This is a genomic window from Candidatus Thiopontia autotrophica (genome assembly GCA_014384675.1).
Taxonomy (GTDB): Bacteria; Pseudomonadota; Gammaproteobacteria.
This window is the reverse complement of the sequence record JACNFK010000007.1, coordinates 1-15,656: the sequence shown is the minus strand read 5'-3', so window position 1 is coordinate 15,656 and position 15,656 is coordinate 1. Positions and strand designations below refer to the sequence as shown.

Below are 15,656 nucleotides of genomic sequence, written 5' to 3'. Positions count from 1 at the left end.
GAGCAGCGGTCTCCAAAACCGCAGGTTGGGGGTTCGATTCCCTCCTGGCCTGCCATTTATTTTTGTTGGTTTGGTGTGAGTGGTTTTTTTTAGAATAACGGTAAAGCGAATAGTTGGATGGCAGACAAGATTAAATTAGCGGTTGCAGTGTTGATATTGGCAGCAGGCATGGTGGCATTTTATGTGTTGTCAGAGCAGTCGGCGCTACTGCGTACGCTTGGGCTGTTGGTGCTGGTTGGTGTCAGTGCGGCAATTGCACTGCAGACAGAAGCAGGACGTTCTGGCTGGAGTTTCGTCTCTGGGGCAAGGACAGAGGCGCGCAAGGTGGTCTGGCCAACACGAAAAGAGACTACACAGACCACCATGATGGTTGTGGTGATGGTTATTATTGTCGGAATTTTGCTGTGGCTACTGGACATGGGATTAGTCTGGGCAGTTAAGGTATTTACAGGGAACTAATTGATCATGACAAAGAGATGGTATGTGGTCCATGCCTATTCAGGCTTTGAGCATCAGGCAGCACGTTCTCTGAAGGAGCGCATTACTCTTGAAGGAATGGAAGAGTCATTTGGTGAAATCCTTGTACCTTGTGAAGAGGTTGTTGAGATGCGTCCGGATGGGAAAAAGCGTAAAAGTGAGCGCAAATTCTTTCCTGGTTATGTGCTGGTTCAGATGGATATGAATGATAGTGCATGGCATCTGGTGAAGGATGTGCCGAAAGTGATGGGCTTTATTGGTGGCACAGTGGATCGTCCTGCACCAATTACGGACAAGGAGGCAGAAAATATTCTGCAACGTATCCAGGATGGAATTGAGAAGCCACGTCCCAAGGTACTATATGAGGCTGGTGAGATGGTGCGTGTTACTGACGGACCATTTGCTGACTTCAATGGTGTGGTGGAAGAGGTGAATTACGAAAAGAGCAAGCTGACCGTATCGGTTCAGGTATTTGGACGCTCTACTCCAGTTGAACTTAATTTTGGTCAGGTGTCAAAGGGGTAATAATTTTATAGCTCAGAATGGTTCTGTCAGACTGTTTTGAGTGTTGTGTAACGGGGAGTTGGCTGGGGCCTGTTTTAGCGAGTGGCCACCAACGTTTGAACCCATACTAGGAGAGTACAATGGCAAAGAAGATTGAGGCCTACATTAAGCTGCAGGTTCCTGCAGGTGAGGCAAATCCAAGTCCGCCCGTTGGCCCTGCGCTGGGTCAGCACGGTGTAAATATTATGGAGTTCTGTAAGGCTTTTAATGCGGCAACACAGAGCCTTGAGAAGGGGATGCCTGTCCCTGTGGTTATTACGGTCTATAACGATCGTAGTTTTACCTATATTACCAAGACACCTCCAGCATCAATTCTGCTGAAGAAGGCTGCTGGTATCAAATCTGGTAGTGGCGAGCCTCATATTAATAAAGTGGGTACGGTAAATCGTGCTCAACTTGAGGAGATTGCAACTACCAAGATGGCTGATTTGAACGCAAACGACATGGATGCAGCAGTACGTATTATTGCAGGTAGTGCGCGTAGCATGGGTCTGAACGTAGAAGGCGTGGAGGGAATGTCCTGATGGCCAAGATGACTAAAAGAGCAAAGGCAATTGCTGAAAAGGTAGAGACTGGAAAACAGTACGATGCTACTGAGGCATTTGATCTGTTGAAGGATATCTCTTCAGTAAAGTTCTCCGAGGCTGTTGATGTAAGCATCAACCTCGGTGTTGACCCTAGAAAATCAGATCAGGTTGTTCGTGGCTCGACTGTGCTGCCAAATGGTACTGGCAAAACTGTTCGTGTAGCAGTATTTGCCCAGGGTGCCAATGCGGATGCGGCAAAAGAGGCTGGTGCCGATATAGTTGGAATGGATGATCTTGCGGCGACAATCAAGGGAGGCGATCTGAACTTTGATGTTGTGATTGCATCACCTGATGCGATGGGTGTTGTTGGTCAGCTGGGACAAATTTTGGGTCCTCGTGGTCTTATGCCAAACCCCAAGGTTGGAACTGTAAGCCCTGATGTTGCTGGTGCGGTTAATAATGCCAAGTCAGGACAGGTTCGTTACCGTACAGATAAGGCAGGTATTATCCACTGCTCAATTGGCAAGGTAGATTTTTCTGCTGATCAATTGATAGGAAATCTGCAGGCATTGCTGGTAGACCTGAACAAGAAAAAACCAAGCGCTGCAAAAGGTGTTTTTCTGAAGAAAGTGACTGTTTCCACAACCATGGGACCAGGACTTGCTTTGGATCATACCTCTCTGGAGGCGTAACTGACGTTAGATAACGTTGGGAAGAAACTTTGCACTGTTGACTGCTCGTAGTACGAGAATTCAATAGTCGTCAAAGACCGTGGGTTCCTCTGGTTTAATGTTTGCCAAATGGTGAACGCCCACGCAGACGGTACGCAGACATTATTGATGTTGCTGTTGTGCCGTTAGGCGGATGATTTAGCTTTTAATAGCAAAAATCATTCTTTAGTGCGCATTGTGCGCGAGAAGGTGGATGGATCAATTGATCCAACTGCTCTTTGTTAGTAAGGAGAAATGTACGTGGCATTGAATCTTGAACAGAAGAAAGCCGTCGTCGCAGAGGTCAGTGAAGTAGCTGCCTCCGCACTCTCCGTTGTTGCGGCTGAGTATCGTGGACTCACCGGGGAAGAACTGACCGAGTTGCGAGTCAAATCTCGTGATGCTGGTGTGCGGATCAGGGTTGTTAAAAACTCTCTGGCACGTCGAGCATTTGAAGATACAGGCTACGCATGCATGAATGAGGCGCTGGTTGGGCCTCTGATTCTTGGTTTCTCTCAGGAGGATCCAGGTGGTGCGGCTCGGGTAATGAAGGACTTTTCCAAGGAGCATGACAAGCTAGTTGTCAGAGCACTCTCCCTGGGAGACTCCTTGATGGATGCTTCCCAGTTGAACGCGGTTGCTAGTCTGCCTACTTATGATCAGGCGATCTCTATGTTGATGAGTGTTATGAAAGCACCAGTTGAGAAGTTTGTTCGTACTTTGGCTGAGCCACACAGCAAGATGGTTCGTACCATTGCAGCTGTACGTGATGTAAAAGAGGCGGCGTAATCAGTTTGCGTAACAACGTTTGTAGTAAATGATGACATAACAGTAATTTTTTAAGTATTTAGGAGAAATAAAATGGCAGTAAGTAAAGACGATATCCTGGAAGCCATTTCCAACATGAGTGTAATGGAGGTCGTAGAACTGATCTCTGATATGGAAGAGAAGTTTGGCGTATCTGCAGCAGCAGCTGTAGCAGTTGCAGCAGGCCCAGCTGCTGGTGATGCCGGTGGTGCCGCTGAAGAGCAGACTGAGTTTGACGTGGTTCTTGCTAGCTTTGGTGAAGCAAAAGTTGCAGTTATTAAGGCTGTACGTGCAGCAACAGGTCTGGGTCTGAAAGAGGCTAAGGGTCTGGTTGAATCTGCACCTGCTCCTGTCAAGGAAGCTGTTTCCAAGGATGAAGCAGAAGAGCTCAAGAAGACTCTGGAAGAGGCGGGCGCAACCGTCGAGATCAAGTAAGCAAGTCTTGATTGACCAATCGCAGACTGATGCGATTTGGCTGGCGGCATTTTGCCGCCGGCCTTTTTGCGCTGTTAGAGCAGTGTTTGTTTCTGCAATAACAGCGATTCGTGCGGCTATTAGTTTTCGGCCGTACATGTTAGTGACACAAGATAGATAGAGGGTTCCAATGGCATACGCTTTCACTGAGAAGAAAAGAATTCGCAAGAGTTTTGGTAAACGTCCAAACGTTATGGATGTTCCTTACCTGTTGGCAATTCAGCTGGATTCATTCAGGGATTTCCTGCAGATGGGAGTTGCCGTAGAAGACCGCAAGAGTAGCGGGCTACAGGCAGCATTCAACTCGATTTTCCCCATTGAGGCCTACTCTGGAAATGCGGCATTGGAATATGTCAGTTATAGACTGGGAACTCCTGCATTTGATGTAAAGGAGTGTCAGCAGCGTGGCATGACATTTGCGGCCCCACTTCGTGTCAAGGTGCGTCTGATCATTTATGACAAGACCTCCAAGAACAAGGTTGTAAAAGATATTAAGGAGCAGGAAGTCTATATGGGGGATATCCCTCTGATGACAGACAATGGAACTTTTGTAGTGAACGGTACCGAGCGTGTTATCGTTTCGCAACTACACCGTTCTCCTGGTGTCTTTTTTGAGCACGACAAGGGTAAGACACACTCTTCTGGCAAGTTACTTTTCTCTGCAAGAGTGATTCCCTACCGTGGTTCATGGCTTGATTTTGAGTTTGATCACAAGGATCTTCTCTATGTGCGAATTGACCGTCGCAGGAAGATGCCTGCAACAATTCTATTGCGTGCACTAGGCCTCTCTACACAAGAGATGCTGGACAGATTCTTTGAAATGGACCGTTTTTTCTGCGGCAATGATGGTATAAGTTTCGAGGTGATTCCAGAGCGTCTGCGTGGTGAGATCGCAGCATTTGATATCAAGGCCGGTAAAAAAGTACTGGTGGAGACGGGGCGCAGGATTACTGCACGTCATATCCGTGAGATAGAAAAGGCAGGCGTTAGCTCACTGGAGGCTCCACAAGAGTTTGTTATCGGTAGAGCACTGGGCCATGATCTGGTAGATACCGAGACTGGTGAATTGATTGCCTCTGCAAATGATGAGATTACAGAAGAATTATTGGAGCAGATTGTTGAAGCAGGAATCTCTGAGTTCCAGACACTCTTTATCAATGAGCTGGACCGAGGAGCATACCTTTCTGAGACATTGAGAAATGATTCTGCTGCCAGTCAGCTTGAGGCGCAGGTTGAGATCTACAGGATGATGCGTCCTGGTGAGCCGCCTACACGGGAATCAGCAGAAAACCTGTTCCACAGTCTCTTCTTTACTCTGGATCGTTATGACCTCTCTGCTGTAGGGCGCATGAAGTTCAATCGTCGTCTCTCACGTGAGGAGTTGACTGGCGAAGGCGTACTGTTGAATGATGATATTGTTGATGTGATTAAGGAGTTGATTAACATCAAGGATGGTCGTGGTGTTGTTGATGATATTGATAACCTTGGAAATCGTCGTATTAGAAGTGTTGGCGAGATGGCGGAGAATCAATTCCGCATCGGTCTGGTTCGAGTTGAGCGCGCAGTCAAGGAGCGTCTGAATATTGCAGAATCCGAGGGGTTGATGCCTCAGGAGCTGATTAATGCAAAGCCAATCTCTGCAGCAATCAAGGAGTTCTTCGGTTCCAGTCAGCTATCTCAGTTTATGGATCAGGTTAACCCTCTCTCTGAGGTTACCCATAAACGCCGTATCTCTGCATTGGGCCCGGGCGGCCTGACTCGTGAGCGTGCCGGGTTTGAGGTGCGTGATGTGCACCCAACTCATTATGGACGTGTCTGTCCAATTGAGACCCCTGAGGGGCCGAATATTGGATTGATCAACACTTTGGCGGTTTATGCTCGTACCAATGAGTATGGTTTCCTTGAAACCCCTTATCGTAAGGTTGTTGATGGACAGGTAACAGATGAGATTGAGTATCTCTCTGCTTACGATGAGGTTAATTTCCATATTGCGCAGGCAAGTGTAAATATGAGCGCGTCTGGCAAGTTGCAGGATGAGCTCCTCTCCTGTCGTTACCAGAATGAGTTCACCATGGCCTCGCCAGATGTCATTGAGTATATGGATGTCTCTCCTCGACAGATTGTCTCCGTTGCAGCCTCGTTGATTCCATTTCTTGAGCACGATGATGCAAACCGTGCATTGATGGGAGCAAATATGCAGCGTCAGGCAGTTCCAACCATGCGTGCAGAGAAGCCGCTGGTAGGGACAGGGATTGAGCGTGATGTTGCTGTGGATTCTGGTGTTACAGTAGTTGCCAAACGTGGTGGCATGGTTGATTTTGTTGACGGTGGACGAATAGTTGTTCGTGCGAATGATGATGAAGCTATCGCTGGTGAGTCTGGTGTAGATATCTACAACCTTACCAAGTACACAAGATCAAACCAGAATACCTGCATAAATCAGCGTCCATTAGTGAAACCTGGCAATCAGATAACACGTGGTGATGTTCTTGCAGATGGCCCATCCACCGATATGGGTGAGTTGGCACTGGGACAGAATCTGACAGTCGCATTTATGCCATGGAATGGTTATAACTTTGAGGATTCTATACTCATCTCTGAACGAGTAGTTGAAGAGGATCGTTACACCACGATTCATATCGAAGAACTTACCTGTATGGCACGAGATACAAAACTTGGTTCTGAGGAGATCACTGCAGATATCCCAAATGTGGGAGAGCATGCTCTTGGTCGCCTTGATGAGTCCGGTATTGTATATATTGGTGCAGAGGTAAATCCTGGTGATATTCTGGTAGGTAAGGTGACACCTAAGGGTGAGACGCAGCTGACTCCAGAGGAGAAGCTGTTGCGCGCCATCTTTGGTGAGAAGGCATCAGACGTGAAAGATACCTCGTTGCGTGCCAAATCCTCAATGGCTGGAACAGTGGTAGATGTTCGTGTCTTTACCCGTGACGGCATCCAGAAAGATAAGAGATCTCTCGATATTGAAGAGATGGAGCTTGATGATGTCCGCAAGGATCTGAAGTCTCGTCAGGATATTATCGAAGAGGATCTTTTCCAGCGTCTTGAGAAGTTGTTGACTGGCAAGATGGCTGATGGCGGCCCTGGATCAATCAAGTCTGGAGATAAGGTAACGAAGACCTATCTTAAGGATCTTGGTCGTGAGAAGTGGTTTGAAATTCGCATGCGCAACGAGGATGTGAATCAAAAGGTTGAACTGGTTCGAGAGCAGCTCAAGCAGCAGCGCGAAGAGATTGAGACCATCTTTGAAGAGAAAAAGGGAAAGATCACCGGCGGAGATGATCTGGCACCTGGTGTACAGAAAATGGTGAAGGTCTATGTTGCAGTGAAACGCCGCATTCAACCTGGCGACAAGATGGCAGGACGCCATGGTAACAAGGGTGTTATCTCCAGGATTGTTCCGGTTGAAGATATGCCACATAGAGAGGATGGAACTCCTGTTGATATTGTTCTGAACCCATTGGGTGTACCTTCTCGTATGAATATCGGTCAGGTGCTTGAGGTTCATCTTGGATGGGCAGCCAAGGGGCTAGGCATTAAGATTGCCGGCATGCTCGATAGTGATTCTGGCGTGAAGGACGTTAGAAAATTCCTGGATAAGGTATACAATGTAAGCGGCCAGAATGAGGATCTGGAGTCACTGAATGATGATGAAGTGATGGAGATGGCAAATAACCTGAGAGGTGGTGTGCCAATGGCTACACCGGCATTTGATGGTGCCAATGAGAAAGAGATCAAGCGTATGCTGAAGTTGGCTGATCTCCCTGAAAGTGGCCAGACCACACTTTTCGATGGACGCACTGGTGAGGCCTTCGAGCGTCAGGTGACCGTTGGTGTCATGCATATCATTAAACTTAATCATCTGGTTGCAGACAAGATGCATGCCCGTTCAACAGGACCATACAGCCTGGTTACTCAGCAACCTCTTGGTGGTAAGGCTCAGTTTGGTGGTCAGCGCTTTGGTGAGATGGAGGTCTGGGCACTTGAGGCCTATGGTGCCTCTCATGTCCTCCAGGAGATGTTGACTGTTAAATCGGATGACGTTTCAGGACGTACCAGGATGTACAAGAATATCGTGGATGGTGATTATCGAATTGAGGCAGACCTGCCTGAATCATTCAACGTACTGTTGAAAGAGATTCGTTCGTTGGCAATTGATATTGATTTGGAACAGGTGGATTAGATACAGCTAAAGATTGCTGATTATTTACCCTGACCACAACGTGTTCCATTAGGAGAAGAGAATGAAAGACCTACTCAATTTTTTGAAAGCTCAACAAGAGACCAAGGATTTTGATGCAATCCGTATTGGATTGGCATCACCGGAGAAGATTCGTTCCTGGTCATTTGGAGAGGTCAAGAAGCCAGAAACTATCAACTATCGCACCTTCAAGCCGGAGCGTGACGGTCTTTTTTGTGCCAAGATCTTTGGTCCAACCAAGGACTATGAGTGTCTCTGTGGAAAATACAAGAGACTGAAGCATCGTGGCGTGGTGTGCGAGAAGTGCGGGGTTGAGGTAACGCTATCCAAGGTCCGCCGTGAGCGTATGGGACATATCGATCTGGCCAGCCCTGTTGCCCATATCTGGTATCTGCGCTCCTTACCGTCACGCCTTGGTATGTTGCTGGATATCACCCTGAAGAATATTGAGCGTGTTCTCTACTTTGAATCATTTATCGTCATCGAGCCAGGAATGACAGATCTGGAGCGTGGCCAGTTGTTGACTGATGATCAGTATCTGGATGCGATTGAGGAGTGGGGAGATGAGTTTGATGCCCGTATGGGTGCAGAGGCAATTGATCAGCTAATTCGCGGGATGGATCTGCAGGTTATTTCTGCCCAGTTGCGCGAGGATCTCGCCGCAACCAAATCAGAGGCCAAGACCAAGAAACTATCCAAGCGTCTGAAGCTGGTTGAGGGTTTCCTGGAGTCCGGCAACAAGCCGGAGTGGATGCTGTTGCGTGTATTGCCAGTATTGCCGCCAGAGCTGAGACCACTGGTTCCTCTTGAGGGAGGACGTTTTGCAACCTCTGACCTGAATGATCTATATCGTCGAGTCATCAACCGTAATAACCGGCTCAAGAGACTGTTGGATCTCTCTGCACCTGACATTATTGTCCGTAACGAGAAACGCATGCTACAGGAGTCTGTAGATGCACTATTGGACAATGGTCGTCGTGGTCGTGCAGTAACTGGAACCAACAAGCGCCCACTGAAATCTCTGGCTGAGATGATCAAGGGCAAGCAGGGGCGTTTCCGTCAAAACCTGCTCGGTAAGCGTGTTGACTACTCTGGTCGTTCAGTGATTGTGGTTGGCCCAACTCTTAAGCTGCATCAGTGTGGTCTTCCCAAGGCAATGGCACTTGAGCTATTCAAGCCATTTATTTTTGGTAAGTTGCAACTGCGTGGACTGGCAACCACTATCAAGGCTGCCAAGAAGATGGTTGAGCGTGAGGAGCCTGTAGTGTGGGATATTCTCGATGAGGTTATTCGTGAGCACCCGGTCATGCTTAACCGTGCACCAACACTGCACCGTCTCGGTATCCAGGCTTTTGAGCCGGTTCTGATTGAAGGTAAGGCAATTCAGCTGCATCCACTGGTTTGTACTGCATTTAATGCAGACTTTGATGGTGACCAGATGGCTGTACATGTGCCTCTCTCTATTGAGGCGCAGCTTGAGGCGCGTACCCTGATGTTGGCAAGCAATAATGTTCTTCACCCTGCAAATGGTGAACCAATTATCGTGCCAACCCAGGATGTGGTGCTCGGTCTCTACTATATGACCCGTGAGCGTATAAATGCCAAGGGTGAAGGTGCCATATATGCAGATGTAAACGAATTACGCCGTGCCTACGACAGCAAACTTATTGATATTCATGCAAAAATTGAGGTCAGAATACCTGAGACCACAATTGATGAGAACGGCAACAAGAGCACAACCGTAAGCCGTATAAAGACTACAGCTGGTAGAGCGCTGTTATCAGAGATTCTCCCTGATGGGCTGCCGTTTGCAGAGATTAACAAGACGCTTACCAAGCGGGTGGTAACAGGACTGGTTGATATCTGTTATCGAACTCTGGGTCTCAAGACTACAGTTATCTTTGCAGATAAATTGATGTATACAGGTTTTGAGAACTCAACTCGTGCAGGGGTCTCGTTTGGTGCGGATGACATGATTATCCCCGAGGACAAGTTCTCCATTCTCTCTGCTGCTGAGCGCGAGGTGAAGGATATTCAGGATCAGTATTCGACTGGACTGGTTACTAACGGTGAGCGTTATAACAAGGTGGTTGATATCTGGACGCATGCCAATGATCAGGTTGCCAAGGCAATGATGGACAAGATTGGTATCGAGGATGTAGTTGACAGTGAAGGCAAAAAGGTCCAGCAGGATTCATTCAACTCCATCTTTATGATGGCAGACTCGGGAGCTCGTGGTTCTGCAGCCCAGATCCGACAGCTGGCCGGTATGCGTGGCCTGATGGCCAAGCCGGATGGCTCAATTATTGAGACCCCTATTACGGCAAACTTCCGTGAAGGTCTAAATGTACTACAGTACTTTATCTCTACCCACGGTGCTCGAAAGGGCCTGGCAGATACTGCACTGAAAACTGCAAACTCAGGATACCTGACTCGCAGGTTAGTGGATGTTTCACAAGATCTGGTAACAACAGAAGATGATTGTAGAACAACCAATGGCGTACTGATGCAGACAATTGTAGAGGGTGGTGATGTTATCGAGACACTACGTGAGCGTGTTCTTGGTCGTGTAACCTCTGAAAATGTAGTCAAGCCGGGTACAGACGAGCTGTTGATTAAGGTGGGGACACTGATTGACGAGAAGATTGCTGATCTTCTTGAAGAGAATAGTGTTGACCAGATGCGTGTACGTTCGATCATTACCTGTGAAACCAGAGATGGTGTCTGTGCCAAATGTTATGGACGAGATCTTGCTCGTGGTGATCTGATTAGTCAGGGTGAAGCTGTGGGCGTAATTGCGGCTCAGTCTATTGGTGAGCCTGGAACCCAGTTGACAATGCGTACCTTCCATATCGGTGGTGCGGCATCTAGAGCTGCTGCTGATAATAGTGTTGATGTTAATAACAGGGGGCAGGTGCACCTTCATAATGTTCGTTCAGTGCGACATGCTGATGGACACCATGTCGCGGTTTCCCGTTCCGGTGAAATTGCTGTGGTTGATGAGAATGGATTGGAGCGTGAGCGCTACAAGATTCCATATGGTGCAGAGATCACAGTCTCTGATAGTGACAGTGTAGAGCCTGGACAGAAGGTTGTAACCTGGGATCCGCATACCCATTCAGTTGTTACCGAGGTGGCTGGAACAGTTCGTTTTAACTACTTTGTCGATGGAGTCTCTTTCCGAAAAGAGACTGATGAGGTTACAGGTCTGACCAGTGTGGTGGTAACAGATTCAAAACAGAGAATTGTTGGTGACCAGACCGTAACTGTAATTGATGGTAAGGGTAAAACAAGCGAAGAGGTTGTCGGAAATCGTGATCTTCGTCCCATGATCATGCTGGTTGATGAGAAGGGGCAAGAGATTATGATTCCCGGAACCACAGTGCCTGCTCAATACTTCCTGCCAGCTGGTGCGATTGTGACTGTAGAGGATGGCACAACTATTGGTGTCGGTGATGTTCTTGCAAGAATCCCTCAGGAAGCTGGTAAAACCCGTGATATTACGGGTGGTCTGCCTCGAGTTGCTGATCTCTTCGAGGCGCGCAAGCCAAAAGAGCCTTCAGTTATGGCAGAACAGACAGGAACCATCACCTTTGGCAAGGAGACCAAGGGCAAGCAGAGGGTTGTGATTGTTGGTGAGGATGGTGAGCAGACAGAGACGCTGATTCCAAAGTTCCGTCACGTCATAGTTTTCGAGGGTGAGCATGTTGAGAAGGGTGAAACCATTGTTGATGGTGCACCTGACCCACATGATATTTTGCGCCTGAAGGGGATTCCTGAATTGGCAAAATATATCACCAACGAGGTTCAGGATGTGTATCGTCTGCAGGGTGTAGGTATTAATGACAAACATATTGAATGTATTGTCCGCCAGATGCTGCGCCGGGTTGTGATTGTCAATCCTGGAGATACAAAATTCCTCCAGGGGGAACAGGTAGAGCGCGCAAGAATGCTGGATGAGAATGAACGGGTGGTTGGGCTTGGTAAAATGCCGGCCTCATACGAGGATATTCTTCTTGGAATCACCAAGGCATCTTTGGCAACAGACTCATTTGTCTCTGCAGCATCCTTCCAGGAGACTACAAGGGTTCTGACCGAGGCCTCGGTTACAGGCAAGAGTGACGGCCTGCGTGGTCTTAAGGAGAATGTTATTGTAGGCCGACTTATTCCTGCAGGAACTGGACTTTCCCACCACATCAGACGTCGTCAGCGCAGAAAACTCTTCTCTGATACAGATATTCTGGCGGTAACAGATGAGGCTGTTATAGAAAGCGAAGATGCAGTTAATGCTGTGGATGAGGTGGCTACAGAGGAGTGATCTTGTCAGGCCCGGCCTTTTGGCCGGGCTATCCGTTTATAGAGGCAACTTTTTGGAAAAGATGGCGAAAAGCGCTTGACACCAATTGGTGTGCCCTCTAGAATTCGCGTTCCTGATTACGAGGGAGACCATAACATTATGGTTAGATCGTAAACCGACATGACTTAAGAAATGAGAAGGTGAATGTGTCGGGTTCGCCGAAAATAGATCAACCAAGATCGGTTCCACAAGGGCCGGTCTTTTTTGTCGCATTAAGTATGCGTTTTGATCTGCTATAACATGCTCTTTAAACACTGGTTTTGGTGCCTGCTAGCGGATCGTTTATGGGTTAAGTAACAGTAAGTTACGCAATGATAAGCTAAAGAATAGAGATAAAATGGCAACGATTAATCAGCTGGTTAGAAAACCACGCAAGGTACAGAAAGAGAAGAGCAAGGTCCCCGCGTTGGATGCATGTCCACAGAGGCGAGGCGTATGTACTCGTGTCTACACAACTACACCTAAAAAGCCAAACTCAGCAATGCGTAAGGTGGCTCGTGTCCGCTTGACCAATAGCATGGAGGTCTCTTCATATATTGGTGGTGAGGGACACAATCTTCAGGAGCACTCGGTTGTTCTTATTCGAGGCGGTCGTGTGAAGGATCTTCCTGGTGTGCGTTACCACGTAGTTCGCGGCAGTCTGGATACAACAGGTGTTGAGTCACGTCGCCAGGGTCGTTCCAAGTATGGAGCTAAAAAGCCGAAGAGCTGATTGCTGTCGGTTATCAATAAGCAGATTTAGACAAGAATTCGAGAAAGCAGATGTCAAGAAGAAATAGAGCACCAAAACGTACTGTATTGCCAGATCCAAAATATGGAAATGAGCAGTTGACCAAGTTCATTAATGTGATCATGAAGGATGGCAAGAAGTCGGTTGCCGAGAAGATCGTATATGGAGCGCTTGATGTCGTTGAGGAGAGAGGAAATAGTGAGCCTGTTGAGACACTATTTGCCGCTCTGGAAAATGTTGGTCCAAAGGTGGAGGTAAAATCTCGCCGAGTTGGTGGATCTACCTATCAGGTACCTATCGAGGTGCGCCCTGATCGTCGTATTGCTCTCGGCATGCGTTGGTTGGTTGAATCTGCACGCAAGCGTGGTGAGAAGACCATGGGTCTGCGTCTGGCAGGAGAAATTCTGGATGCGGTTGAGAGCCGTGGCTCGGCAGTAAAGAAGAGAGAAGATACTCATCGTATGGCAGATGCCAATAAGGCATTCTCTCACTTCAGATGGTAGTTTTTGGTAGAACCTAACAACTCTTTAATAAACAGTTAACAGAAAGCATACAGCAGAATTATCATGGCACGTCAAACTCCACTAGATCGTTATCGTAACCTCGGCATCATGGCACACATTGATGCAGGTAAGACAACTACGACTGAAAGGGTACTTTTCTATACAGGTCTCTCTCACAAGATTGGAGAGGTGCATGATGGTGCAGCAACCATGGACTGGATGGAGCAGGAGCAGGAGCGTGGTATTACCATTACCTCTGCAGCTACCACCTGTTTTTGGCAGGGTATGGATCAGCAGTTTGATCAGCACCGTATCAACATTATTGACACCCCGGGACACGTTGATTTCACTATTGAGGTGGAGCGTTCATTGCGTGTGTTGGATGGTGCATGTGCAGTATTCTGTGCGGTTGGCGGGGTAGAGCCGCAATCTGAGACAGTTTGGCGTCAGGCTAACAAGTATGGTGTTCCGCGTATCGGTTTCGTCAACAAGATGGATCGTGCAGGTGCCGACTTCCTTCGTGTTGTTGAGCAGATCAAAGAGCGTCTAGGAGCAAATGCAGTTCCTATTCAGATGAATATCGGTGCTGAGGAAGATTTCAAGGGTATTGTGGATCTTATTCGCATGAAGGCGATCTACTGGAATGAAGACGACATGGGTATGACCTATGAGGCCGTTGATATTCCTGCAGAGCTGCAGGCTCAGTGTGATGAGCTTCGTGAGGAGATGGTTGAGGCGGCAGCCGAGGCCAATGATGACCTCATGGAGAAGTACCTGGAAGAGGGAGAGTTAAGCGAAGATGAGATTCGTGAAGGACTCCGCACCAGAACACTGAAAAATGAAGTTGTCCTGATGATGTGTGGCTCTGCATTCAAGAACAAGGGCGTACAGGCAATGTTGGATGCTGTTATCCATTTCATGCCTTCTCCGCTGGATGTTGATGCAATCACCGGTGAGCTTGAGGATGGAGCCGAGGAAGAGCGTATTGCATCAGATGATGAGCCATTCGCTGCCTTGGCCTTCAAGATAGCAACAGACCCATTTGTGGGCACCCTGACATTTTTCCGTGTCTATTCAGGGGTGATTAACTCTGGTGACTTCTGCTACAACACAGTAAAGGGCAAGAAAGAGAGAATTGGACGTATTGTACAGATGCACTCCAATGATCGTGAAGAGATCAAAGAGGTTCGGGCTGGGGATATTGCCGCTGCCATCGGACTCAAGGATGTGACTACAGGTGACACCCTCTCTGCAATTGATAACAAAATTGTTCTGGAGCGTATGGAGTTCCCAGAGCCGGTAATCTCGGTTGCGGTTGAACCAAAGTCGAAGGCTGACCAGGAGAAGATGGGTATCGCCCTCTCCAAGCTGGCGCAGGAGGATCCATCCTTCCGTGTCCATACTGATGAGGAGTCTGGCCAGACCATTATCTCCGGTATGGGTGAGCTCCACCTGGAGATTATTGTTGACCGTATGATGCGCGAGTTTAGTGTAGAGGCATCAGTTGGTGCCCCACAGGTTGCCTACCGTGAGACTCTCCGCAAACCAGTTGAGCAGGAAGGAAAATTTGTACGGCAGTCAGGTGGTCGCGGTCAGTTCGGTCATGTCTGGATCAGAATCGAGCCACAGGAAGCCGGTGCTGGTTACGAATTTATTAATGAGATTGTGGGTGGTGCAGTTCCGAAGGAATACATCCCCGCAGTTGACAAGGGTATTCAGGAGCAGATGAAAAATGGTGTCATCGCTGGTTACCCAATCGAAGATTGTAAAGTTACACTTTATGATGGTTCATACCATGATGTTGACTCCAATGAGTTGGCGTTCAAGGTGGCAGGTTCCATGGCCTTTAAGCAGGGAGCTCTGAATGCTGATCCCGTACTGCTTGAGCCTATGATGAAAGTTGATGTGGTGACGCCTGAAGAGTACATGGGTGATGTGATGGGTGATCTTAACCGTCGTCGCGGAATGGTTGCCGGTATGGGTGACTCCCCTGCAGGCAAGATGATTGCTGCAAGTGTGCCACTCTCCGAGATGTTTGGTTATGCAACTGATCTGCGTTCAGCAACCCAGGGTCGTGCAACATACTCAATGGAGTTTGAGAAGTATGCTGAGGCACCGGGAAATATTGCAGATGCAATTATTAAGAAAAATAGCTAACCAGCAGGGTTAACCAAGATAGTTAGTTGAAAATATTTAAGTAAGTGAATAGATAAGAGCAAGAGGAAATAGCGATGTCCAAGGAAAAGTTTGAAAGAACCAAACCGCACGTAAACGTAGGCACGATT

General features: G+C 47.9%; 11 protein-coding genes. All 11 read left to right on the top strand.

The genetic code is table 11. From position 1 onward, the window contains the following. Positions 1-117: 117 nt before the first annotated feature. Complete coding sequence (gene secE, locus H8D24_00350) at positions 118-459, top strand: preprotein translocase subunit SecE (GenBank protein MBC8518842.1); 342 nt, start codon at positions 118-120, stop codon at positions 457-459. A 6-nt stretch (positions 460-465) separates the two neighbouring features. Further along, on the top strand, positions 466-1,002 hold the full coding sequence (gene nusG / locus H8D24_00345) for a transcription termination/antitermination protein NusG (GenBank protein ID MBC8518841.1): 537 nt from the start codon (positions 466-468) through the stop codon (positions 1,000-1,002). A gap of 119 nt (positions 1,003-1,121) precedes the next feature. Beyond that, positions 1,122-1,565 (top strand): 50S ribosomal protein L11, encoded by a 444-nt coding sequence (gene rplK / locus H8D24_00340; GenBank protein ID MBC8518840.1) that lies wholly within the window; start codon positions 1,122-1,124, stop codon positions 1,563-1,565. Further along, complete coding sequence (rplA, locus tag H8D24_00335; GenBank protein MBC8518839.1) at positions 1,565-2,260, top strand: 50S ribosomal protein L1; 696 nt, start codon at positions 1,565-1,567, stop codon at positions 2,258-2,260. The genes rplK and rplA overlap by 1 nt, the downstream gene beginning before the upstream one ends. A 279-nt stretch (positions 2,261-2,539) precedes the next feature. Continuing rightward, positions 2,540-3,067, top strand: coding sequence for a 50S ribosomal protein L10 (gene rplJ / locus H8D24_00330; protein MBC8518838.1), 528 nt, complete (start codon positions 2,540-2,542; stop codon positions 3,065-3,067). A gap of 72 nt (positions 3,068-3,139) precedes the next feature. Further along, complete coding sequence (rplL, locus tag H8D24_00325; protein ID MBC8518837.1) at positions 3,140-3,520, top strand: 50S ribosomal protein L7/L12; 381 nt, start codon at positions 3,140-3,142, stop codon at positions 3,518-3,520. 169 nt (positions 3,521-3,689) lie between these two features. Then, the gene (gene rpoB / locus H8D24_00320) at positions 3,690-7,763 is read left to right on the top strand and encodes a DNA-directed RNA polymerase subunit beta (protein ID MBC8518836.1); all 4,074 of its coding nucleotides are present in this window, start codon (positions 3,690-3,692) and stop codon (positions 7,761-7,763) included. Between the two features lie 61 nt (positions 7,764-7,824). Further along, positions 7,825-12,099, top strand: coding sequence for a DNA-directed RNA polymerase subunit beta' (rpoC, locus tag H8D24_00315; GenBank protein ID MBC8518835.1), 4,275 nt, complete (start codon positions 7,825-7,827; stop codon positions 12,097-12,099). A gap of 376 nt (positions 12,100-12,475) precedes the next feature. After that, positions 12,476-12,850: a 30S ribosomal protein S12 gene (rpsL, locus tag H8D24_00310; GenBank protein ID MBC8518834.1), complete on the top strand. Its 375-nt coding sequence runs from the start codon at positions 12,476-12,478 to the stop codon at positions 12,848-12,850. 50 nt (positions 12,851-12,900) lie between these two features. Next, positions 12,901-13,371 (top strand): 30S ribosomal protein S7, encoded by a 471-nt coding sequence (rpsG, locus tag H8D24_00305; GenBank protein ID MBC8518833.1) that lies wholly within the window; start codon positions 12,901-12,903, stop codon positions 13,369-13,371. A gap of 63 nt (positions 13,372-13,434) precedes the next feature. Further along, positions 13,435-15,528, top strand: coding sequence for an elongation factor G (fusA, locus tag H8D24_00300; protein ID MBC8518832.1), 2,094 nt, complete (start codon positions 13,435-13,437; stop codon positions 15,526-15,528). The last annotated feature ends 128 nt before the right edge of the window (positions 15,529-15,656 follow it).

Excerpts from the sequence above, each read along its gene's own strand:
- secE (MBC8518842.1), top strand. The coding sequence starts at position 118 with ATGGCAGACAAGATTAAATTAGCGGTTGCAGTGTTGATATTGGCAGCA.
- nusG (MBC8518841.1), top strand. The coding sequence starts at position 466 with ATGACAAAGAGATGGTATGTGGTCCATGCCTATTCAGGCTTTGAGCAT.
- rplK (MBC8518840.1), top strand. The coding sequence starts at position 1,122 with ATGGCAAAGAAGATTGAGGCCTACATTAAGCTGCAGGTTCCTGCAGGT.
- rplA (MBC8518839.1), top strand. The coding sequence starts at position 1,565 with ATGGCCAAGATGACTAAAAGAGCAAAGGCAATTGCTGAAAAGGTAGAG.
- rplL (MBC8518837.1), top strand. The coding sequence starts at position 3,140 with ATGGCAGTAAGTAAAGACGATATCCTGGAAGCCATTTCCAACATGAGT.
- rpoB (MBC8518836.1), top strand. The coding sequence starts at position 3,690 with ATGGCATACGCTTTCACTGAGAAGAAAAGAATTCGCAAGAGTTTTGGT.
- rpoC (MBC8518835.1), top strand. The coding sequence starts at position 7,825 with ATGAAAGACCTACTCAATTTTTTGAAAGCTCAACAAGAGACCAAGGAT.
- rpsL (MBC8518834.1), top strand. The coding sequence starts at position 12,476 with ATGGCAACGATTAATCAGCTGGTTAGAAAACCACGCAAGGTACAGAAA.
- rpsG (MBC8518833.1), top strand. The coding sequence starts at position 12,901 with ATGTCAAGAAGAAATAGAGCACCAAAACGTACTGTATTGCCAGATCCA.
- fusA (MBC8518832.1), top strand. The coding sequence starts at position 13,435 with ATGGCACGTCAAACTCCACTAGATCGTTATCGTAACCTCGGCATCATG.